Source organism: Phoenicibacter congonensis (assembly GCF_902386915.1).
Lineage (GTDB): Bacteria > Actinomycetota > Coriobacteriia > Coriobacteriales > Eggerthellaceae > Phoenicibacter > Phoenicibacter congonensis.
On record NZ_LR698997.1, the window covers coordinates 590588 to 613203 of the forward strand.

The 22616-nt window shown below is 44.4% G+C and carries 20 protein-coding genes and 1 other RNA gene; 15 read left to right on the plus strand and 6 right to left on the minus strand.

The annotated features are described in order from the left end of the window. Nucleotides 1-4: 4 nt before the first annotated feature. The 8 genes from arcC to FXZ76_RS02610 all read left to right on the plus strand — a co-directional run bounded on the left by arcC (nt 5) and on the right by FXZ76_RS02610 (nt 8198). Complete coding sequence (gene arcC, locus FXZ76_RS02575; protein ID WP_079535631.1) at nt 5-961, plus strand: carbamate kinase; 957 nt, start codon at nt 5-7, stop codon at nt 959-961. An 81-nt stretch (nt 962-1042) separates the two neighbouring features. Beyond that, nucleotides 1043-2188, plus strand: a complete 1146-nt coding sequence (locus tag FXZ76_RS02580; RefSeq protein ID WP_079535632.1) for a serine/threonine protein kinase — start codon at nt 1043-1045, stop codon at nt 2186-2188. Nucleotides 2189-2690: 502 nt separating this feature from the next. Further along, nucleotides 2691-4034, plus strand: a complete 1344-nt coding sequence (locus tag FXZ76_RS02585) for an MFS transporter (protein ID WP_079535633.1) — start codon at nt 2691-2693, stop codon at nt 4032-4034. A gap of 436 nt (nt 4035-4470) precedes the next feature. Next, nucleotides 4471-4827, plus strand: a complete 357-nt coding sequence (locus FXZ76_RS02590) for a transposase (protein ID WP_079535634.1) — start codon at nt 4471-4473, stop codon at nt 4825-4827. Nucleotides 4828-4857: 30 nt separating this feature from the next. Next, the gene (locus FXZ76_RS02595) at nt 4858-5241 is read left to right on the plus strand and encodes a hypothetical protein (protein ID WP_079535635.1); all 384 of its coding nucleotides are present in this window, start codon (nt 4858-4860) and stop codon (nt 5239-5241) included. A 599-nt stretch (nt 5242-5840) separates the two neighbouring features. Further along, on the plus strand, nt 5841-6746 hold the full coding sequence (locus FXZ76_RS02600) for a patatin-like phospholipase family protein (protein WP_079535636.1): 906 nt from the start codon (nt 5841-5843) through the stop codon (nt 6744-6746). Between the two features lie 13 nt (nt 6747-6759). Further along, complete coding sequence (locus tag FXZ76_RS02605; RefSeq protein ID WP_079535637.1) at nt 6760-7200, plus strand: DUF4418 family protein; 441 nt, start codon at nt 6760-6762, stop codon at nt 7198-7200. A gap of 38 nt (nt 7201-7238) precedes the next feature. Further along, entirely contained in the window at nt 7239-8198 is a 960-nt protein-coding gene (locus tag FXZ76_RS02610; RefSeq protein ID WP_147571519.1) for a radical SAM family protein, read from the plus strand. A gap of 197 nt (nt 8199-8395) precedes the next feature. Here FXZ76_RS02610 and FXZ76_RS02615 read toward each other — a convergent pair whose 3' ends face one another. The 6 genes from FXZ76_RS02615 to FXZ76_RS02635 form a co-directional block, all read right to left on the minus strand. Further along, the gene (locus FXZ76_RS02615) at nt 8396-9049 is read right to left on the minus strand and encodes an ABC transporter ATP-binding protein (protein WP_079535639.1); all 654 of its coding nucleotides are present in this window, start codon (nt 9047-9049) and stop codon (nt 8396-8398) included. 348 nt (nt 9050-9397) lie between these two features. After that, a complete protein-coding gene (locus FXZ76_RS02620; protein ID WP_079535640.1) occupies nt 9398-10606 on the minus strand; it encodes an ABC transporter permease in 1209 nt (402 codons plus the stop codon). 192 nt (nt 10607-10798) lie between these two features. Next, on the minus strand, nt 10799-10975 hold the full coding sequence (locus tag FXZ76_RS06305) for a hypothetical protein (RefSeq protein WP_157887276.1): 177 nt from the start codon (nt 10973-10975) through the stop codon (nt 10799-10801). 585 nt (nt 10976-11560) lie between these two features. Beyond that, nucleotides 11561-12649, minus strand: a complete 1089-nt coding sequence (locus FXZ76_RS02625; RefSeq protein ID WP_079535641.1) for an ABC transporter substrate-binding protein — start codon at nt 12647-12649, stop codon at nt 11561-11563. Nucleotides 12650-13276: 627 nt separating this feature from the next. Continuing rightward, on the minus strand, nt 13277-14035 hold the full coding sequence (locus FXZ76_RS02630; protein WP_079535642.1) for an ABC transporter ATP-binding protein: 759 nt from the start codon (nt 14033-14035) through the stop codon (nt 13277-13279). Between the two features lie 3 nt (nt 14036-14038). Further along, nucleotides 14039-15025: an ABC transporter permease gene (locus tag FXZ76_RS02635; RefSeq protein ID WP_147571521.1), complete on the minus strand. Its 987-nt coding sequence runs from the start codon at nt 15023-15025 to the stop codon at nt 14039-14041. Nucleotides 15026-15171: 146 nt separating this feature from the next. Here FXZ76_RS02635 and FXZ76_RS02640 point away from each other — a divergent pair, with 146 nt between their 5' ends. From FXZ76_RS02640 to FXZ76_RS02670, 7 genes are all read left to right on the plus strand, one after another. Beyond that, on the plus strand, nt 15172-16200 hold the full coding sequence (locus tag FXZ76_RS02640) for a biotin synthase BioB (protein WP_079535643.1): 1029 nt from the start codon (nt 15172-15174) through the stop codon (nt 16198-16200). Continuing rightward, the gene (locus FXZ76_RS02645) at nt 16200-17033 is read left to right on the plus strand and encodes a methyltransferase domain-containing protein (RefSeq protein WP_157887277.1); all 834 of its coding nucleotides are present in this window, start codon (nt 16200-16202) and stop codon (nt 17031-17033) included. Before FXZ76_RS02640 ends, FXZ76_RS02645 begins: the two co-directional genes overlap by 1 nt. 630 nt (nt 17034-17663) lie before the next feature. Next, nucleotides 17664-18122, plus strand: coding sequence for a NanQ anomerase/TabA/YiaL family protein (locus FXZ76_RS02650; RefSeq protein ID WP_079535647.1), 459 nt, complete (start codon nt 17664-17666; stop codon nt 18120-18122). A 382-nt stretch (nt 18123-18504) separates the two neighbouring features. After that, nucleotides 18505-18888: a transfer-messenger RNA gene (gene ssrA / locus FXZ76_RS02655) on the plus strand. Between the two features lie 408 nt (nt 18889-19296). Beyond that, nucleotides 19297-19491, plus strand: a complete 195-nt coding sequence (locus FXZ76_RS06415) for a hypothetical protein (RefSeq protein ID WP_079535649.1) — start codon at nt 19297-19299, stop codon at nt 19489-19491. 509 nt (nt 19492-20000) lie between these two features. Continuing rightward, a complete protein-coding gene (locus tag FXZ76_RS02665; RefSeq protein ID WP_079535650.1) occupies nt 20001-21059 on the plus strand; it encodes an NAD(P)-dependent alcohol dehydrogenase in 1059 nt (352 codons plus the stop codon). Between the two features lie 185 nt (nt 21060-21244). After that, a complete protein-coding gene (locus FXZ76_RS02670) occupies nt 21245-22366 on the plus strand; it encodes a GTP-binding protein (protein ID WP_079535651.1) in 1122 nt (373 codons plus the stop codon). Nucleotides 22367-22616: the final 250 nt, after the last annotated feature.

Genomic DNA, 22616 nt, shown 5'->3' on the forward strand with positions numbered 1-22616 from the left:
CGTTATGGCTTACGAAAAGCAAACAAACTGTAAAACAGTAGTAATCGCCCTTGGCGGGAATGCGCTTGGAAACACCCCGGCTGAACAGCTTGAGCTAGTGAAAAACACAGCGACGCACATTGTGGACATGGTTGCTGATGATGTCGATATCGTCGTTTCTCACGGCAATGGCCCACAAGTCGGAATGATCAACAACGCATTTGCCTATGCAAGCGCCAACGATGGCAAAACTCCTGAGATTCCTTTTCCTGAGTGCGGAGCAATGAGCCAGGGCTACATTGGTTATCACTTGTCGCAAGCAATCTTAAATGAATTGCGCGAGAGAGACATCAAACGCTCTTCTGCTTGTGTGGTCACACAAACGCTTGTTGATAAAGAAGATCCTGCATTCAACGATCCTACAAAACCTGTTGGCGCTTTCATGACAGAAGAAGACGCAAAAGCGAAAGCGGAAGAGACTGGTCTCACTTTTAAGGAAGACGCAGGACGCGGATGGAGACAGGTTGTCGCTAGCCCTGTCCCCATTAGGATTGTCGAGCTTGATGCAGTGAAAGACCTGGTAGACGATGGTTACATTGTTGTTGCTGGTGGCGGCGGCGGTGTCCCAGTCATTGAACAGGATGGTGGTTATCACGGGGTTCCTGCTGTTATCGACAAAGATCGCTCAAGTGCTTGCATGGCGGCAGAGTTTAAAGCTGACATGCTGGTGATTCTTACTGCTGTTGAGAAGGTCTGCATTAATTTTGGAACACCGGAGCAAGAAGAAATTTCTGAAATGACAATTTCTGAAGCTCGTGAGTTTATAAAGCAGGGGCATTTTGCACCTGGAAGCATGTTGCCAAAAGTGGAAGCATGTATTGACTACCTAGAGAAATTCGAGGGTGGTCGCGCTCTCATCACTTCGCTTGAGTGCGCTGCGGCCGGAATCAAAGGGGAGACCGGCACGGTTATTACGGTGTAGCTTTTTTGCCAGTTTAAGCGCGCGAACTGGCAGAAATCTATAGACTTTGCAAAATTTATAAATTTTTTGAAAGGAGGAAACATGGCAAAAATCGTCAATTCCTGGAACGATTGGGACCCTCTGAAACGAGTCATTGTTGGCCGTTGTGACAACTCTGTTATTCCGCCAGAGGAGCCAGCAACTTCAGAGAAAGTGCCAATCGACTCTGCCATGAGAGGCATGTGGGGTCTTCGCCCACTTGACACAGTAGAAAGAGGTAATGAGTGCCTCGAGAACCTGGTAAAGATTTTGGAGGATCGCGGCGTTATCGTTGATCGTCCAACTCCTTTGCAATGGAACCAGGCAATCGGTACTCCTGACTTCCGCAACGACTCAATGTTTACCTGCATGCCTCCTCGTGACATTTTGTTGACAGTTGGCAACGAGATTATCGCTTCTGCAAACTCATTTAGATGCCGCTATTTTGAGTATCTCGCCTATTGGCCACTCATGAAGCAGTATTTTGATGAGGACCCAGAGTTCCTATGGTCTCAAGCACCTCGCCCTCGTTTGACCGACAAGTCCTATAAGCACAATTATTATGATGAGAAGATTACTCTTGAAGAGCGTCTTGAAAGAACGGCTGCAAAGGACTTTGTCACAACTGAAATCGAGCCAATGTGGGACGCAGCTGACGTCATGAGAATGGGTAAGGACTTTTTCATTCAGCATGGTTTGACAACCAATCGCGCTGCTATGGACTGGTTCCAGAGATATTATCCAGACATCCGCATCCATGCGGTTAACTTCCCTGGAGACCCATATCCAATTCACATCGACGCTACGTTTGTTCCACTTCGTCCAGGTCTCATTATTAATAACCCTGTGCGTCCGCTTCCAGAAGAGCAGCGTGCAATCTTTGAGGCCAACGACTGGCAAATTGTCGACGCAGCACAGCCAGCACACACCGAGCCACCACCACTGTGCTACTCGAGTGTATGGCTGTCAATGAACTGCCTCGTTCTTGATCCTAAGACTGTAATTGTTGAGGCATCTGAAGTGCATCAGCTTGAGCAGATGGACAAGCTTGGCATGAATGTAATTCCTTGCGATCTTCGCGACGCATATCCATTCGGTGGAGGCCTGCACTGCAGCACTGCTGACGTTTATCGTGAGGGTGGTTGTGAGGATTACTTCCCTAACAGAGTCAAAGATTCTACTTTGGTTCGACCTGAGATGTGGGACTAGATCCCGCTTGATTTGTGGGGTGTGCACCTTTTGAACCGTGGGGACAGCCATAGCGTTGTAACCTGCATAAGGGGACAGCCATAGTGTTGTAACCTGCATCGTCGTGAGTAGCGTTGCGTGTTGTTATAGGACGCTGGTGGTCAACGGTGCAATGGTGTGGCAGTGCCAACCATGTACTCGTGACTGCAAAGCATTCGTATATGGGGACAGGCATGTCTCTATAATGATATTTTTGCAGGCAGTTGGTGGACGACGGAAGGACTGTAACTGCTTGTCGGAGTTGTGCCAACCATGGATTTCAGTAGGGTAAAACTGGCCTTACGAGGCTGGTACGGCGGGCTTTCGCTGACTCATGAGAGCCCGCCAGCTTCGAACTTTGAAAGGGCATTATTGTTTGTGGAATTGCAAATGGTGCCAACCATAAAGTTTGAAGCCGTGAGCTTTATTCTTGTTAAGCTCACTTGTAAAGTGTGCAACTTAAATTAACCAGGGAGGTTTTATAATGAGCGAGCACATTGTTATTACCGAAGAACAAAAACAGACGATGCTCAAGAAAGTTGTTGTTTCTTCGTTTTTAGGTAACTTCATTGAATGGTTTGACTACGCGAGCTATTCTTACTTTGCTGTTACTATCGGACTTGTATTTTTCCCGGAAGGCGATCCGATAGTAACAACAATGTCCGCTTTCGCCGTTTTTGCGCTCTCCTATTTGGTCCGCCCGATTGGCGGTCTGTTCTGGGGAAACATGGGCGATAAAAAGGGTCGACGGTGGACACTTTCAATTTCGATTCTTGTAATGACCACGGCAACGTTCTTGATTGGCTGCTTGCCAGGGTATGCAATGATTGGTTTGGCGGCTCCATTTTTGTTGCTTCTGTGCCGTATGACTCAGTCATTCTCCGCTTCTGGTGAATATGCAGGCGCTTCAACGTTTATTGCTGAGTATGCACCTGTAAAGAAACGCGGTCTTTATGTTTCTGCTGTTCCGGCATCAACCGCAACTGGCCTTCTTGTTGGTTCGTTTTTTGCAACCACCATGTTTGCAATTTGCGGTGGCGCTGACGCCCCGTTTGTTACTGAGTGGGGATGGAGATTCCCATTCTTGATTGCTCTTCCACTTGGTTGGATTACTAACTACATCCGAACCCACCTAGCTGACTCTCCAGTTTATGAACAAATGATGGAAGAAGCCGAAGCTGGTGGAAAAGAGGTTGGATCTAAGACTCCAGTTCGCGATGTTATTCGTAAATATCCAAGAACCACGATTATCTGCTTTGGATCTGCAATTTTGAACGCTATTGGTTTTTATGCAGTGCTTACGTTTATGCCTGCATATCTCGAATCTGTTCTCGAGTATGACGCAGCTTCAGCTGGCACAATTACAACGATTGTTCTGTTTGCCTACATCGCGTTCATTTTCATCTCCGGATGGTTGTCTGACCACTTCGGCAGAAAGAAGATGTTGTTGATTGCTGCGATAGGCTTTGTTGTTTGCACGATTCCTTGCTACATGCTGTTGGCAACGCTCGAGTTCTATGTCATTCTTGCAGCTGAGTTGTTCATGGCTCTTTTGCTCTGCATTAATGACGGTACACTGGCGAGTTATTTGTCAGAGCAGTTCCCAACGGAGGTTCGCTTCACTGGTTTTGCGTTTACGTTTAACCTTGCGAATGGTCTGTTTGGTGGCTCTTGCTCAGCCATTTGCTTGTGGCTCGTAAGCATTACGGGTAATCAATTGGCTCCTGGTTTCTACTTCGTCTCAATTGCTGTACTTGCTCTCATTGCGATTATTTTCTCTCGCGAGCAGTCGGGTACAGAGCTTTCGGAAGTCAAGATCAAGAACTAGGTTTATCTTGAGCGTCATCATGCAACGGTGCCAGCCATAACTGCCGACGAGGTTTGTATCGTTGCTTAACATAGGTGCCAGCCATAGATGAAACCCCTCCATTGTGCATCGTGTTTGCTGGTGCCAGCCATAAAGAAAAGGCGAGTTATGCTCGCCTTTTCTCTTTTTATCTAGTTAAAAGGTGCCAGCCATAAAATTAACAGCTAAAGCGCCAATCAGCAGAATAAAATCATTCACTGTTGCTTCATCATTTTGTTCATTTTTTATTCAGTTATCAGGCATTTTATATTCAGTTTTCATTCAGTTTTCATTAAGTTTTCATGCATGCTTTCTTTCTTATTTTTTTGGAATGTTCAAACTAACCTTTAATTCAATGAAAAACCCTTTGGGGAATCCCCAGCAATTGAGAATCCCCAACAATTGAAAGGAAGTAATTATGGGAAGAAAACCAAGAGTTGAATCGAGCATTCTCGTTCATAACATTGGACTTAAGGGGCATAACAGCCAGGTTGTGTTTTACGATGACGAGGACCGGCTAAAATTCATTGAATGTCTTAAGGAAAGCTGCTCGCGCTTTCATGTTTTGCTGCTTGGCTATGTTTTGATGAACAATCATGTTCATGCTTTTGTTTATGCTCCAATTGGGAACTGTGCAAGTGTGTTTGAGTCGGTGGGAGCCACGTTTGTCCGCTGGTTTAATCGCAAATATGGCAGGTCGGGCACCATCTGGAACGGACGTTTCTGCTCCAAGCCAATAAATTGCCGTCAACAATTGATAGATACTGCGGCGTAGATTTTCAATAATCCAGTTAAGGCTAAAGTTGTGCATGATGCTCGCGATTATCGCTGGTCAAGTTTTCGTGAACTAGATGATCCAAAGATCAACCCCGAGGCCTACAACTTTTTGGACTCTGTAGTGTCTGTCGAGTTTCTTAAAAAATACACTTGCGAACGAGCAAAAATGGATGTCGAACCTGAAATTTTTAAACAATGCGAGACTATTCCTAAAGATCCTGTTTCTGAGCTTCATTTAATTGAGATTGTGACAAGGTTCGTAAAAAAGCATAATGTTGGGAGGATTCCTTCTCTTCCAGAGAATTTGCTTAGGGCCCTTGTGAAAAAACTTCTCAGTCTTGGTTCTAATGTCACTCAAATTTCCCGAATTACGGGTATTAATCGGAGGCGCGTTGTTATTCTGAGTTCCTAACCTCCAGTTCATTCCCCGATATTCCCGCATTGTGTGACGACAAAGACTATGGTGACAGCCATGCAGATGGAATTACCGTGCAGATGAGACACCACATGGATGGGGGCAGCCATTCGGATGAAATAGACATGCAGAAGTGACAGCCATTCGGAGGGAACAACCTTTCAGTTGTGACAACCCATGCAGACGGCATAGTGCAAATTGGGTTTTTGTTGACGCTTGTTTGGCGATTCTAGTTTTGTTGTTTGACACTCGTTGCTATAATCTCAGCGGCATTGATAAGGTGGCGAATTGACTTACACTATGGTGTCCACACTGTGGTGCCAACCCTTGTTTGGTGAGTTTTGTTGTTTGGTTTTGGTTTTGTTGTTTGCACTCGTCGCTATGATCTCTGTGGCATTGATCAGGTAGCGAAGTTAGTTACACCATGGTGTCCACACTGTGGTGCCAACCCTTATTTGGTGAGTTTTGTTGTTTGCACTCGTTGCTATGATCTCTGCGGCAATGATAAGGTGGCGAATTGACTTACAATATGGTGTCCGCACTGTGGTGCCAACCCTAATGAAAATTGTCGATGGAAATGCACTACAATATGTTGAATGAATCAGCACAAAAAATATCGCGAACTTCCAGAAATTCCTTCGGGGAAAGCGAGTGGGACGATTACTCCTGGTTGCGCGGTTATTGAAGGGGGCGCTTTGCGAGGTGTCTACTCGCAGGGTGTTCTTGATGCGCTCATGGAAAATGACATAAATATGCAGACAGTCGTTGGTGTGTCTGCTGGTGCTTTGGCTGGAATGTGTTACGTCGCTGGGGACATCGGGCGTGGAATTCGTATAAATCTCAATTATCGGAAAGATCCACGCTATGTTGGGTTTGTCCCTTTGGTGACTGATTCCGGGATTTTTGGCATAGATTTCATTCTGAATGAAACCCCTAAAGAGTACACGTTTGATTACGAGCGATTTTTTTCTCCAGAGCGCCGATTTGCGGCCGTTGCTACTGATTGCGAAACCGGTGAGCCTGTTGTTTTTGAGCGCGGAAGATGCTCAAACATTTTTCAAGCAGTACGTGCGTCGGCATCAATGCCATTTATATCTAAGCCTGTCACCATTGACGGGAAGCCCTATCTCGACGGAGGATGTTCGAGAAGTAACCCTTGGGAGTGGGCTTTGAACGAAGGTTTTGAGAAGATTTTGTTGATTCGGAACCGTCCATTGGGTTTCAGATGTCCAGACAAATTGAATCACATGGCGCATTTTTATGACAAAAAATTTCCCAATCTAGCCAGCGTGTTAGAGCGTGACAACCTTGAGTATTCTCGCGAAAGCAAGGATGGAGAGCAAGCAGCAAAAGATGGCAAGGTGTTTCTCCTTTGCCCTGGCACCAATGAAACTGTGGGGCGCTTAGAGAAAGATACCGAGCGTTTAAAGCTCTTTTATTGGTTGGGTTACTACGAAACACTAGAAAAAATTGATGACATTAAAAAATATCTAGAGGTCTAGAAAGGTAGTTTTAATGAATGATTTGAAGTGGAGAATTTTGAGTGCAATCAATTTCGTAGCTTTTTTGGCGGCGTTTCTTTTTGCCTTGCGTATGGGCGGTTGCACTGGCGAAGTCGAGCTCGCATCAGGTGCTACAGCGCCGATGAAATGCCACTGGACATTTGTCGCGGTTACTCTCGTCTCTTTGATTGGCATTACTTTGGTCGTTTGCTCAACATACATTAATGAGCGCATGGCGCGCATGTGTTGCATGGTGGGCCTGTTTGTCACCATTTTCGTAATATGTGTTCTCATGACCTCGTTCGGCATTGGCGTTTGCTCTAGCGCGATGCATTGCCACAACACAAGGCTGGCTGTTCTAATTTGCATGGGGGTTTCGCTTGTAGTTTCGATAATTTCGTTCGTTAAGGCAAATAAATTCAACGAACTTGAAGTCCCAAAGCAAACGGTCTAGATCGAAACTTGACTATTCAAGAAACAATTTCAAGATTAATGAGAGGAGAAGCTGTTTCCCAGAGGGAGATAGCTTCTTTGCTTATGGTTGACCCTTTTTCTAGTGATGCTGAGAAAATCAATAAATATGCCTTTGACGTTGGCTATTGCGCTGCTAAGGGGAAAATGCATGTGTTTGGACAAATTGGTGTTGACAATAGTGTTTGTCCTGTGAATTGCAAGTATTGTGCTTTTGCTCTAGATAATTTTAGGCTCCAGGGCGAATTTTCTGAAAGGTTAAAGTTAAGGATTGCAGAGCATAACAAGTGTTCGAAACTGTCGTCAGAAGAGTTTATCTATCATTTGCATTCATTTAATGAAGCAAAGGTTGATGCTGTTAGTCTCATGGGAACGGCTGCGCTTCCTTTCAATGAGTTTCTTGATTTTGTGGTGACTGCAAGAAATATCTTAAATCCTGAAATAGGAGTTATTGTTAATTACCGCGACATGACCCTTGATGACCTCTCGAGATTAAAAGTAGCTGGTGCAACTTGTGTATACCACTCACTTCGAATTCGTGAGGGAGAGATTACGGGTGCCAACCCTAATTTACGGCGCCAAACTATTAAGAACGTAAAATTGATTAGATTCGACTTAATGAATGGCGTTGAGCCCGTGTGGGAGCCTTTTGATGAGGCCCTTGCTATGGATATAGCCGACAGAATCCTTGAGGTGGCAAGTAATAATCCTTGGGCGACTGGTGTTTGTGGATTGTGTGAGGTTGATGGCATTAATTTTGAGGGTAAAACTCCTTCGGTTGAGAGGGTGCAGCTTGTAGCTTCAATTTTGCGATTGGTTTGCGGTTTAAAGGTTCCAATTGGTTGTGTCGGAGGCGTAGCTTGGGTTGATGCTGGACAAGACCCTAGAGAGCGTGGGTATTCTGATTCTAGGGAGCACATCATTCGAGAAACCGAAAAAGCGAGAGCCGCAATGTCCTCTAAGGGCTGGCACCTGTATTAGCTCACTTGTGGTTTAGAAGACAGTCGCTGAATACAAAAGTCGCTTTGACTTCACAGTTCTTTTAATATGGCTGGCACCATTGTGCTGACCCCATTGCATAAATTATGGCATGCATAAGTTATGGCTGGCACCAGTGTGTTAGTGTGTTAGAGCCGCAAAGTCCTCTAAGGGCTGGCACCTGTATTAGCTCACACTGCCTATATGTGGATAATCTCGTCAGCGAGTTTTGCAACCGATTCATCATGTGTTGCATACAGCAGAGCAGCGGTGCCAGCCTTAACTGGCTCAAAAAGTGACTCAATCACCGTCTGCTTATTTTTTTCATCGAGATCGTTTGTTGGCTCGTCTGCAATGATGAGTTCTGGGTTTAAGAAAAGGGCTCTTGCACAGGCAATCCTTCTTTTCTGACCGATTGATAGTTGGTTTGGAAAGTAATATTTTCTCTCATACAGTCCAAATCTTTCAAGCAATGCATCTGCTTGTTTTGAGATCTCTTCTTTGTTCAGTCTTGATTCTGCTTTGTTAAAAAAAGCGGGTAGGCAAACGTTGTCGTTTGCACGAAGTGTTCCACAGAGCTGTGTGTGTTGAAAAAGGAAGCCTATAGTCTCGCTGCGCAACTTGCTCTTTTGGTCGTCGTTTAGAGCAGTTGTTTCAACTCCATTTATATACACATTTCCTGCCGTGGGAGCGAGCAAGAGCCCTGCTATTGAAAGGAGTGTCGACTTACCTTTCCCCGACGGGGCCATAACGCAGAGACTCTTCCCCTTTTCGAGTTCAAATGAAATGTCGTTAAGTATTTGCTCTGAATATTCTTTTGATATGTTTTCTAATTTAAGAACTGGTTCAGCCATTTTTACTCTTTCTGCTCTATCTGCTTTGTTCTCATTATGAAATGGTGCCAACCATGGGTTGACTGCTTTTTATTACAGTGCCAACTCTTGTTTTTGTTTTTTTAACTCCTAGAAAAGGTGACAACCCTTTTCTTTATTCAGAATTTCTTACTTTCTATCCAACACATAGGTGCCAACCATAATGTTCAACCATAATGTTCAATCTGCTTTAAAGCTTTTGTTTCTTTATTCCTCAATTTGTCCTGTAGGTTTTGCTTGCTTTTTGTACGTTAAAACCATTAGTCACGCGGTGCCAACCATAATATTAGGCGCTAAGCCAATTACCCGCATTCCGTGAAGACATCGCCTTTAACCTATGTCAACCTGATTCATTGCTGATGCGGGGTCGATGTTTGAAGACTGCCTTAGTGGCGGAATTATAGCAAGTAAAGTCACAATGAAGAAAACCAAAACTATAACAAGAATCCCAATTGTCATTTGTGCAGGATCTAGCGGGGAGAATGGGAAAGCAGTGTTTTTCTGCATGGTTTGCAGCATGGCGTAATAGATTGTAAACCCAAGTGCGCCGCCGATAATTGCTCCAACACCAGTTAGGAAAAAAGCTTCCCCGCAAATGAGAGATGCAAGGTTCGATTTTGTTGCACCGAGCGCTCTGAACAGAGCCAGCTCACTTCTTCTGTCCCAAACAAGAGTTGAAAATCTTGCTACGAGCTGAAGCACAGATGCGAAGATTAGCGCAATCGCACAACCAAGCATGACGGCAAATATTACATCGAAGCTTTTTTGTGTCTTTTCAAGTACGGAAGATTGCACTAATGTAACGTAGTTGCCAGGCGCATATCTTTTGATTTTGCCTGCAATTGAAGACGCCTTCTGGGGGTCGGTTTTCACAAGAATCGCACTGCAGAGCGTGTCAGGATCGCCGTATTTTTCCCACAAATGATTGAATTCCTGTGTTTCTTTCGACATTTCACGAACAGCTTTTCTGTTCATGATAATTGAGCTGTCCAGATAGGTTCCTGTGGGCGCAAGCGTAGACTTTACTACCACATCATGACCAAGAATGAGGCCCTTTCCGCGTTTGTAGCCTGAAACATTTGCTCCAACTATCACTTCATCATCGGCTAAGTCACCGCTAAATTGAGTTTCGCAAAAAGGCTTAATAACCCAGTCAGTTGTCGCATCGTATCCAATGATTTTTGTTGCCTCGTCAGGCGAACAGCATGCTTGCCCGAGTGTTTGTCCATAAAATTGCGTTGTTACTGCATCGACGCCATCAACTTGGCGAATTTGATCAGCAATCGACTCGTCGATGTATGCACTGACAGGTGCACCTGTGAAAAGGATGTCTGTGTCTTCGAGCTGGTCCTCCGCGTCGCTGGGGACGCATAAAATTTGAGCACCTGAGCGCTCCTCGCTAAGTTCAATGCCCTGGTAAACTCCTCCTCCGAGGAGCAAAAGTGCTACGAATGCGGCTACGCTAACAGCAATGGTGGCGCAAAGAGCGATGCTCTGAACTTTCCTTTGTTTTACGCTTTGTATTACTAACCTGAACATTAAATAAATCTTTCTCTATTGATTTAAAAATGAAATAAAACAGAAGGGCTGATGCCTTTTTAAATGTTTCTACCATTTTGCAGAAGATGAGCAGTTCCCAAATTATAGCTTTAGGAAACTTTTTTGCATCGCAAACCTTCATAAATAACGATTGAGCAGTGGTGCCAACCATATTTGAAACAGCGTTCTTGTTTAAAAGGTGCCTGCCATAATTCTTCTTTGCTTGAAGTCCTCATATTGCAACTGTAGCAATGGTGCAAGCATAACAATGGTGCCAACCCTATATGTGCAGAGTGGCTTTCCGCAAATTTGTTCAATGTGATTTTCAATCGATGAAAAAATATCAACGGTGCCAACCATATTTGACACAGTGTTCTAACAGTGTTCTAAGGCGCTTCTTTAAAAGGTATCAAAAGGTGCCAGCCATAAATATATCCGTTCTTGAAGTCCTCATGCTGCAAGTGTAGCAATGGTGCAAGCATAACAATGGTGCCAACCATGTATCCATGCCTACTTTTGAATGCAGTTGTAAAAAAGTGACTTCTTAATTGAATACAACTTTGGATTTCTATTGCACGCTAAATAATTTCGAGCGTCACCGATATGGTTGTTTTGTTTCTAATTCGATCACCTCAAGCTTAATGATCTCGCAGTTTTTTTCTTAATCTTGGGTGGCTGCCACAATTCTAGGAGCCATATCAATGGTGCCAACCATATATGAAACAGTGTTCTAACAGTGTTTTTAGTTGCTTCTTTAAAAGGTATCAAAAGGTGCCAGCCATAATTTTTTTGTTTGAAGTATGCTTATCGCAAGCGTAGCAATGGTGCCAACCATGAATAAAACTGCACTCGCAAGCAACGTAACGAAAGTGTGACAACGGTGCCAGCCATGTGCTCAGTCGGAACGCTTTTCTCTTTTTAGCTAAAACCACATGCAAAGCTACAAAAAAAGAATTATGCGCCGAAGTATTGATAGCCCTTTTCTACAAGTTTTGCGACGTAATCTTTGTACTCTTGAGTATCGGTTCCATTTGTTGGAGCATCGGTCATAACGTCGGTACCATAGTAAAGAATATCCCAGTTCTTTGTTGCGCTTTTTTCAAACATTTCTTTGTCGCCATTGCACCATGTGTAACTCTTGAGCAGGCGTTCGTGGATGTTCTCCGAAGTGTCCTTGATTCCATAAGCTTCGAGGATAGTGCTTGATTCTGCGACATATCCGCTGTCTTGAATGATTTTCGCAGCTTCTGCAGGATTGTTTTTGATGAAGTCGGCTGCTTTTTGCATTGCCTCGCAAACTTTTTTGCAGGTGTCAGGGCTTTCGTCCACGATGTGCTGAGTTGCCGCGAGGAAGCAGCAAGTGTAGTCTTTGTATGCGGGCTCTGTTGCGTTGTTGAAGAATTTTACAAAACCTGCCAGCTCTCCAATTTCGCCATACGGATCGAACCAGGTTAATCCATCAATTTCCCCATTCTGAAGCGCTTTAAATGCCATTGCGGCACCACCGTCGCTGTATGCGGTCCACTCTGTTTTTGAATAATCGATGCCGTCTTGTTTCATTAGAGCCTGGATAAATAGCTGAGCCATGTCGCCCTCGGAGAACATTCCAATTTTTTTGCCCTCGAGATCTTTGTAACTCTTGATGGCAGATTCTTTGCTTGCCACGCCTTGGATGCATCCTGTGTGGACATTGTCGATGAGCTTAATTTTGAGCCCTTGATAAATTCCAGGTAAGAAATTTGGTGTAGCCTCAAAGAAGTCAATTTCGTTGTTAGCAATCAGCTCATTTGTGCCGCTTGTGATTTTGAAAACGTTGGCATCTATGCCGCATTCTTTGTAGTAACCGTTTGCTTCGGCAATCATTATTTCTGCTTCACAAGTTCCGCCCCAGTAGCCAATTTTTGCAGGAAGAAGACCTGCTGTTTCTTTGGCATCTTCCTTCTTTTCATTTGAGCCAGAAGAACAGCCCACGAGTCCAGTTGTTGCAAAAGCAAGACCAGCTGCTCCGCTAACTTTCAGAAAATCTCTTCTCGATAATTCCATTTTTCCTCCTTAAGACTTTAGTTAGCTTATGTTAACATACCACGCGATTTAAGCCAGGTTTAGCGAGGTTTGGCATCGTTTGAACTTGCAGTTTCATCTATGGCTGGCCCCGTATACGCAAACGCGATTTTATGCCTGTCACCGTTTTGTATCTGCACTTTTATTTATGGCTGGCACCATTTAAACTCGGGACTTTGTAGTGTTTAACTGCAATTACATCTATTCCTGGCACCGTTTGAACCTGCAGTTTCATCTATGGCTGGCCCCTTATATGCAAGTGCGATTTTATGGCCGGCACCGTTCGAGCCCGGAGTTTTATTTATGCCTGGCACCATTTAAACTCGGGATTTTGTAGTGTGTGACTGCAATTACATCTATGCCTGGCACCGTTTGTACTTGCAGCTTCATCTATGGCTGGCACCGTTTACGCAAGCGCGATTTTATGCCTGTCACCGTTTTGTATCTGCACTTTTATTTATGGCTGGCACCATTGTCCCTGTGGATTTCATGCCCTGTTAAGCTACTGCTTTCCGCGTTTTCATTTATGGCTGGCACTGTTTACACAAATGCGATTTTATGCCTGGCACCATTTTGAACATGCATTTTTATTTATGGCTGGCACCATTGTTACAGTTGTAATTCCTTCGGAAACAGGCTCAAAATGCGCTTTCGGTGCTCGATAAACTCTTCGCTCGTGCGATTTCGTGGATGCTCGAGATCTATGCGAACTTCGCCTACATTTCGGCCGGGACGTTCTGTCATTACGACAACACGATCGCACAAAAATACTGCTTCTTCTAAATCGTGGGTTACCAGAATTAAAGTCGATTTAGTTCGGTGATGAATATTAAGAAGTTCTTTTTGTATTGTCATTCTGGTGAAGGCATCAAGTGCAGATAGCGGTTCATCAAGCAAAACTAGTTCTGGTTCCTGAATGAAAGTTCTTGCGAATGAAGTGCGAGCAGCCATTCCGCCCGACACCTGATGTGGGTACGATTTTTCAAATCCAGCTAGGCCCATTAAGTCTATGTATTCCTGAACCTTGTGTTTGTTCTCTTTGAAAACACCACGAGCTTTTAGTCCAAAAGCGATGTTGTCATAAATGTTTAACCAATCAAAAAGAGTCGCACTTTGAAAAATAAAACCGCGATTGTAATTTGGCCCTTCTATTGGCTCTCCGTTGTAGGTAAGCTCGCCCGAAGTCGGCTTGTCAAGCCCTGCGACAAGCCTTAAAAATGTAGATTTTCCGCACCCTGAGAAACCAACAATCCCAACGATTTCAGGTTCGTGAGTCTCAAAATTAAAATCTCGCAGAGCGCAAACGTCCTCACGATTCTCATTTTTAAAAATTTGAATGATGTTTCTTGCAATCAAATCAACTGCCATAATCTACCACCTAACAAGTCCCGTTTGCCATTTGAGTGCTTTTTTACGCACCCAGAAAAGAAGTTGGATGAGCAGAAAGAAAACAATGATAAAAATGCCAGTTGTTGAAAAGACTCGACCATAGTCGCTCCACGATTTCGACCAGGTTAGATACCATCCAAGCCCTTCTTTTACTCCGAGCATTTCTGCTACGACCAGGGCGCCAAAACTCGAGGAAAGACCCATAAAAAGGCCATCAAAAATGGCCGGCATCGCATTTGGGAGCGCAACATGAAAAAGAATATATCTCTCGCTTGCGCCCATCACTCGTGCTGCTTCGACTAGTTTTACGTTTGTGGAGCGAATTGCCGATGAGAGCATCAAAGTGAGAGGAAACCAAACCGAAAGAGCAATTAAAAAGAGGCCCGCAGCATGATTTGTTGGCATGATAACAACAGCGATTGGTAACCATGCCGCCGAAGGAACTGGCCCAATTAGTTTGAGAATTGGAGATATCCAATAGTTGCAAATGCGAGACCAACCCATTAGGATTCCGCTGATAAAACCAGTGATTGCGCCGATTGCAAACCCCGTCAATAAAAGATTCATCGATGCAAAAAAGCTAGGGATTACTTTGTCGGGGTAGAGGGTAAAACAGCTTAGTGTTTTGTCGGGGCTTGGTATGAACGGCAATTCTAAAATTCCTGTCTTTAGTGTCATTACATCTATAATTTCTAATGCCAGAAATGCGACAAATAATATTCCCGAAAGATACACGAGCTTCTTTCGCAAATAGGGAACAAACGAAGCGACACCCACAAGAATTGCATAAAGCGCAAGACAGCCCACCAAAAATCCAAAGTATGTTTGAGGAACGTAGTTTTCAGGATAGACATTTGGCAAAATCATGTGACAGCCCATTGCAAGGAGCATTGCTGAGATTGGCATAAGCATGAGCAACAACTCTTTAAAGGTTGTAATTCTGCCAGTTGGCTCTTTTAAAAATTGCATAAAAAGTGTCCTGTTCTTGGGAATTTTGAATTGAAGCGTGCAGTATTTAGTAAGCAGAAACTAAGTATAATTAGCAATATTACACTTAATGCTGTAATCTGCAAAAAATATCTGCAAAATAATCAATTAGAGAACATGGTGGGAGTATGTACATAAAACCGACTGATACGGAAAAAATGCGCGTTATTGAAATCGTGGAAAAAGGATTAACTGGCGAAGGTCTTGCGGAGGACGAAATCTTAGATTTGTATAAGATTAATCCTGAGAGCCCACTTGCTGCCTATGTTTGCTGGGCAGGCCGTCAATTGCAAATGGAGCTCTGTAATGGAAAAGCGGAAGTTCATGCTCAGATTGGGCTCAATTCAACAACGTGCCCTCACAACTGCTTGTTTTGTTCCTTTGCGGCTTGCAACACAGTGCGCGAGAAGGGCAAATATGAAATGCCTGTTGAGGACGTGATTGAAAGTGCGAAAATCCTCTGTGACGCAGGTGCCAACCTTATGCTTTTGTTGGCAACCGGCACCTATCCGATGGGGAAGGCATATGAAATGGTCGCTGCAGTTCGCGAGGTGATTGATGACGACATGCCGCTTCTCGTAAATTTCGATGACATGACGAAGGAAAACGTTCGTGAGCTTCACAAAGCTGGGGCAAATGGCGCCTATCATGCGATTCGCATGCGTGAGGGGGTTGATACTAATTTGAGCATCGATTCTCGATGGGAGACGATTCACAATCTTGTCGACGAGGGTATGAGCATATCGACTTGTGTTGAGCCTATTGGTCCCGAAAACACTCCAGAGGAGTTGACGGAGGCTACGCTTCGCTGCATGAGCTATCCAAACAACTCGGCTGGATGCGGTAGAAGAATTACTGTGCCTGGCACTTTGCTCGCTGACAGAGGTGAACTTTCCGACTTTGCAAATGCGAAAAATGTGGCCATTTATCGTTTGGCCGCGGGGAGAAAACCAATGCTTAATTGTGCTGCGTCTACTGCCGTGAGCGCGGCTGCTGGTGCCAACCTTGCTTGGGCAGAAATGGGCTCAAACCCTCGCGACACCGTAAAAAAGACAGAAGATGGGGGACGAGGAGTTAGCGTTGCCACCTATCAGCGTGTTCTTCGTGCTGCTGGATATGAGATTTTGGATGGTTATTCGAAGGGATGGATGCTGTAATGGGAAAGACTTCTTGTTGCTGTGCAGGAACAAGCCGAGACGAGGTGCAAAAAGAGTATGCAGAAGTCGCCAAGCGTGTGGTGACCGGAGAGACTTTAGGTTGCGCTGAAACTAATCACGTAGGAGCAAGCGATGAGCGCTGCATCTATGATGACGAACTGACAGAGGCTGTCCCTGAAAAGTCATTATGCTGTTGTCGAGGCTGTGCTAACCCATTCAATCGTGCAGAACTAACTCCCGGAATGAAGATTCTAGATCTTGGTTCTGGTGGCGGCACAGACGCTTTTATTGCTGCTAAAAAAGTTGGAGAAACTGGTTTTGTTTATGGCCTTGACATGACTCAGGAAATGATTGATCTTGCAAATGAGAGCAAGTCAGAAGCTGGGGTTGAAAATGTCGAATTTGTAAAAGGATTTTTGGAGGAACTTCCTTTTGAAGATGAGACTTTTGATTATGTTCTGTCAAACTGCGTAATTAATTTGTGCACTGACAAGACTCAAGTTATCAGAGAAGCATTTCGCGTATTGAAGCCTGGTGGCAAGATGGTGGCGACTGATTTTGTTATCGAAAATACGAGCATGACTTCATCAGAATTACTTGGAGTCGGAGCGGTTCTTGGGGCCACATCTGGAGTCCTTCGTAAGGATGATTACGAAAACACGCTCTCTGAAATTGGGTTTAAAACAATAGACATTGAGGAGTTTGAAGTCTATTCATCATGCTCTCTAAAAGGTACTGCAAAGGATAAAGGTCTCGAAGAAAATCTTGCAGGATTTTCAGATGACGACATTAATAACGTCTTTGCAAGCTGTTATGTAAAAGCTAGTAAATAAACCATCTGAGTGTTAGGACTTGAATCGGCAAGAAGTCTTTGTTTGTAACAAGACTCCAAGAAGACTTCGTTCAAGAATATGTTTTAAGGGAAGAACGCGGTTACTCTGTAGCTGCGTTCTTTTTTGACTTTCAGCTTTCAATTGGCTTTCAATTATGGCTGGTTTTCGTTTATGGCTGGCACCATTTGCACTCTGAGGATTTGCTGTGTGTTTGTGCAGTTTCATTTATGGCTGGCACTCTTTTCATATGCTTTTGCATTTAAGGCTGGCACCAGTAATTTACAAGATTTTCAATGTTTGGAACTCTTCCCAGTTGGGACTCTTTGGGACTCTTTCCAGTTTCATTTAAGGCTGGCACTCTTTTCACATGCTTTTGCATTTATGGCTGGCACCATTGTGACATAGTTTCATTTATGGCTGGCACTCTTTTCACATGCTTTTGCATTTATGGCTGGCATCATTTGCACTCTGGGGTTTTGCTGTGTGTTTGTGCAGTTTCATTTATGGCAGACACTCTTTTCACATGCTTTTGCATTTATGGCTGGCACCATTGTGACATGAGCAGTATACTTGCGAGTGGTAGCGAAGTTTGTTGCTTTGATTTTTTGACTTTAACTGGAAGGAATTGTTTTGCTGGTAACTAACATTTCACACGCAGAGGGTAATGACTATTTAAGCTCCCGTTTTAGGAAGGCCTATGATTTTCTTTCTCGCGGTGACCTTTTGTCTCTGCCGGTCGGACGTGTTGATATTGATGGAGACGAAGTTTTTGCAAACGTGCAGGAATATGAAACAGTGCCTTCGTCTGAAAAGCACTTTGAAGCTCATCGGAGATACTACGATGTTCAATTTGTAGTTTGCGGAGAAGAGCTAATGCAATATGCTCCACTTGAGAATGCGGTCGAGGTACAGAGTTTTGATGCAAAAAATGACTTTGGTCTTTATGAAGCGTCTGGTGCTGTTACAGATGTTGCCATGCATTCCGGAGATCTTTCTGTGTTAGCTCCTGAAGATGCTCATAAGCCGGGCTGTTCTTTAGGTGAAACACCGTCGAAGGTCCGAAAGATTGTCGTAAAGGTTAAAGCCTAATTACTTAAGTCGATAGTTTATTCCCTGGTGTTGAACAAATTTTTGTGACTTGAGTTTATGCCTGGCACCAGTTTAATTTATGTCTGGCACCAGTGTACAAGGCGGCATCTCCTTGGTTTACATTTATGCCTGGCACCTTTGTAAATGCGACACCTTTGTAAATGGGACCTTTTAATGTTGGGTCTATTTATGCCTGGCACCTTTGTAAATGCGACACCTTTGTAAATGGGACCTTTTAATGTTGTGTCTATTTATGCCTGGCACCTGTGTTCACAACATATCTAACTTATGGTTGGCACTGTTGTGCATGTATCGTTGCGATGCTTCTCTGTCTACAGTGCAAGACCCTGGGCGTTCGTGTATAATTTCCCTACGTTCCTATGGGGCCGATATGGTTTCGACATGGCAAGTTATCGCATGAGGAGCAGGCCGTGTTCTCCTAAACACGCTAATAATGGGTAAAGTCAAATTAATTGGCAAAGCTAAAACTTCTAGCGCAGGATTCGCTCCTGTCGCTATGGCTGCTTAATTTAGTGCAGCCTCGCCTCTCTCGATATCCCCGCTTCGAGATGAAGGTGTCATTTTCAGGGGTGCCTTCTAATTGAGATTTTCGACTGCTTGACTAGAAGAAAGATAAAGTTCGAATCGAATGCGACGTTTGTGCAATTGACCGAAGCATTTTAAAGCCTGACGAATTGTACTAAGCTTGTAGAGCCTAATGCGAGGTTTGGTGTGGATCGGGGTTCGATTCCCCGCGGCTCCACCACTTCTACGTTTCCTCATCTATCATTGTTGATAACGCTGCAATCGGATTTGAATAGCATCTTTGCTCTACAAAATTTCGAGCAATGCAGATGCACTGTGCCACAGCTTTTCGCACTAATAATTTAAAGGAGTTTTGTTTTCACTCTCATTCCCTAATCAGCCTATTGTTCAAATTTCAATGAAGCCATAAAGGAATCTTCGTCGAATGCACATGGGTGCCAATGCACATGGGTGCCAACCATATAGTTTCGATTGTTTCTCATTCGTGCATGCTCATTGGTGCCATCCCTGTTTGCATGCACAGGTGCAACCATAAAAGTTAAGTTGAAACTGTTGCACATCGGAGCCAACCCTGTTTGCATGTGCAGGTGCCAACCATAAAAGTTAAGTTGAAACTGTTGTACATGGGGTGCCAACCCTGTTTAATTACCCAGGCGCAAACGTAAAAGATTCGATTGTTTCTCATTCGTGCATGCTCATGGGTGCCAACTATAAAGTTTCGATTGTTTCTCATTCATGCATGCTCAGTGGTGCCAACCATAAGGTTTCGATCTTTGCTCATTCGTGCATGCTCATTGGTGCCAACCCAGTTTGCATGGAGTAATGCAGATGCACTGTGCCACAGCTTTTCGCACTAATAATTTAAAGGAGTTTTGTTTTCACTCTCATTCCCTAATCAGCCTATTGTTCAAATTTCAATGAAACCATAAAGGAATCTTCGTCGAATGCACATGGGTGCCAACCATAAAGTTTCGATGTTTGCTCATTCGTGCATGCTCATTGGTGCCAACCCTGTTTCAAATTGTTTCTCAGGCAGTGTCCTCGCTGTTTTCTTTTAAGAACGAAATTACCTCTTCCGCTCGTCAGATTTAACATTTGTAACATTTTGGAATTTATGTTTTGTGATTACAGAACACACATTCAAAAACAAGTCCTTATGCTGGTCTTATGGGTGAACATCTGTTCAATTATTGCCATTTAAGAAATGCTTTTAGCTGTTTCTTTCAGTTCACGCTTCCCGAAACGCAATTGTAAACATGTTTTTTGCCTGCATTTCATTTGTAGACTTTACATACCCTGATTAAATTTTAGAAAAGAAAGGAGGGGTTAGTCATGAAAGGCTATGCAATGCTAAAGATTGGCGAGTCGGGCTGGATTGAGAAAGAAAAACCAGAGTGCGGCCCACTTGATGCAATCTGCAAACCGTTGGCCGTCGCGATTTGCACGTCCGACATTCACACACTTTGGGAGGGTGCAATTGGCGAGCGCCACAACATGATTCTTGGACATGAGTGTTCTGCTGAAGTTGTGGAAGTAGGTGAGTTGGTCAAGGATTTCAAACCGGGCGATCGCGTTCTGGTCCCAGCCATCACGCCTGACTGGAATTCTCTCGAAGCTCAGGCAGGCTATTCTATGCATTCTGGTGGTATGCTTGCAGGTTGGAAGTTCTCGAACTTCAAAGACGGAGTGTTCTCTGAGTTCTTCCACGTAAACGACGCCGATGGCAACTTGGCACACCTGCCTGAAGAAATTGAACCAGCAGACGCCTGCATTCTGTCAGACATGGTGCCAACCGGTTTCCATGCAGTTGAGCTTGCTGACGTTCAATTTGGAGACGAAGTGCTTGTTATTGGCATTGGTCCAGTTGGATTGATGGCAGTTGCGGGTGCTGCACTTCGCGGTGCTTCCAGAATCATTGCTGTTGGAACTCGTCCAGTTTGCGTAGAGGCTGCAAAAGGCTATGGTGCCTCTGAGTTTATTTCCTACAAAGACGGGCCAATTCACGAGCAGGTGCTCGAACGCACTGGTGGGAAAGGTGTTGATCGCGTTTGCATCGCTGGTGGCAATGTTGACACATTCGCGGAGGCAGTTAAGTGTCTCAAACCTGGCGGAAAGATTGGCAATGTGAATTATCTCGGCAAAGGTGACTTCGTCCAAATTCCTCGTGTTGAGTGGGGCGTTGGAATGGGCCACAAAGATGTTCGTGGCGGTCTCATGCCTGGTGGGCGCTTGCGCATGGAAAAGCTTGCGCGTCTCGTTTCGAGCGGAAAACTGGACCTCCATCCAGAGGTCACGCATGTGTTCCATGGTTGGGATCACGTCGAGGAAGCACTTTTCCTCATGAGAGACAAGCCATCTGACCTCATTAAACCTGTGGTTGTCATCGACTAACAAATTTAAAAGCAATTGCCCGGGCAGTCATTGAGCGAAAAGTTTGTCCGGGCAAGCTCTCTCGTTTGTTTAAAGATTGAGCATCTAATTTATAGCAGATTAGATTTGCTTTGTAGGTCGTTGCGCTTCGCCAACAGTTAACTTATTTTGTCTATTAAAGCGGAAATCTAGGAATTGAGGTGACGATGGAAGTTTTAATCGTGTCTGGCTTTCTTGGTGCGGGGAAAACTACATTTATAAAGGAGCTAGCGCGGAAGTCGGGCCGTGATTTCGTCGTTTATGAAAATGAGTATGGTCAAGCCGACATCGATGCCAAGGAATTATCTCAAGTTGATGAACTCACTGTTTGGGAAAGCACCGAAAACTGCATTTGTTGCTCGGGTAGGCAGGATTTCGCCTCCTCTGTCCTCACGATTTCAAACACTTTTGACCCTGATTATCTTGTGGTTGAGCCGACTGGTGTGGCTAAACTCTCAAGCGTTGTGGAAAATGTAAATCTCGTCTGTTATGAACATATTTCTCTTTTAGAACCGCTGACAATAATTGATGGGGGAGCATGGAAGTCCTCTCGAGACAAGTTTCCGGAAATCTTTCTCGATCAAGTTGTCTCCTCCAACACACTTGTTGTTTCAAAGACTGATCAACTCATTTCAGAAGAGCTTACCCTTCTTATTGAATGGCTAAATAATCAGAATCCCAGCGCTAATATCGTTGCTGACTCCTGGTGCAACATCGACCCTGCCTGGTTTCTTTCTCTATTACACAATGGTTCCAGCCATAAAAGTGACTCTTGCACAATGGTGCCAGGCATAAATGAACTAGCCACAAATGAATCATCAACAAGTGAATCAACCATAAAAGAAGCAAGCTGCGAAAGTGACTATCACGCTGGAAACTCTTTCATTTCAGACAGAGGAAAGAAGTCGTTGCGCAACGGTGCCAGCCATAATCATTTTCAACATTCTCACAGTCACTCGCATCATAGCCAGCACCATCATAATCACAATGACGATTCAGGTTTTACAAGCATTTCGATTAAAAATGCGTCTTTACCGACAGAGAATCACTTGCTTTGGTTTCTTGATGCTCTTGTGGCAGGAACTTTTGGTGAGATTGTCCGCGCCAAAGGATTTTTGCCATGCGGAGGTCAGCTGCTTCGGTTCGATGTGGTTGATCGCGCCTGGCAAGTCAGCGGCGCCGAAGCCTATAAAGACGAAGAGCCAACTTGTGTCTTTATTGGCACAAACTTTAAGGCTTCCTGGCTTAACGAAGTTTTTCTGCAATCTGCTCACTGGTGCCAGCCATAAATTCGAGAACAACGGTGCAGAGAACAATGGTGTCAGTCATAGCGTGAACAGGTGCCAGCCATAAATTCGTGTAAATTCGTGGAAAACGGTGCCAACCCTGTAATAAAACGGTGTCAGCCATAGCGTGAACAGGTGCCAGCCATAAATTCGTGAGTCATAGCGTGAATAACGGTGCCAACCCTGTAATAAAACGGTGCCAGCCATGAAGCAAATTGGAATCTATTGCTGACTTTTATGCATTAAAGAGCGT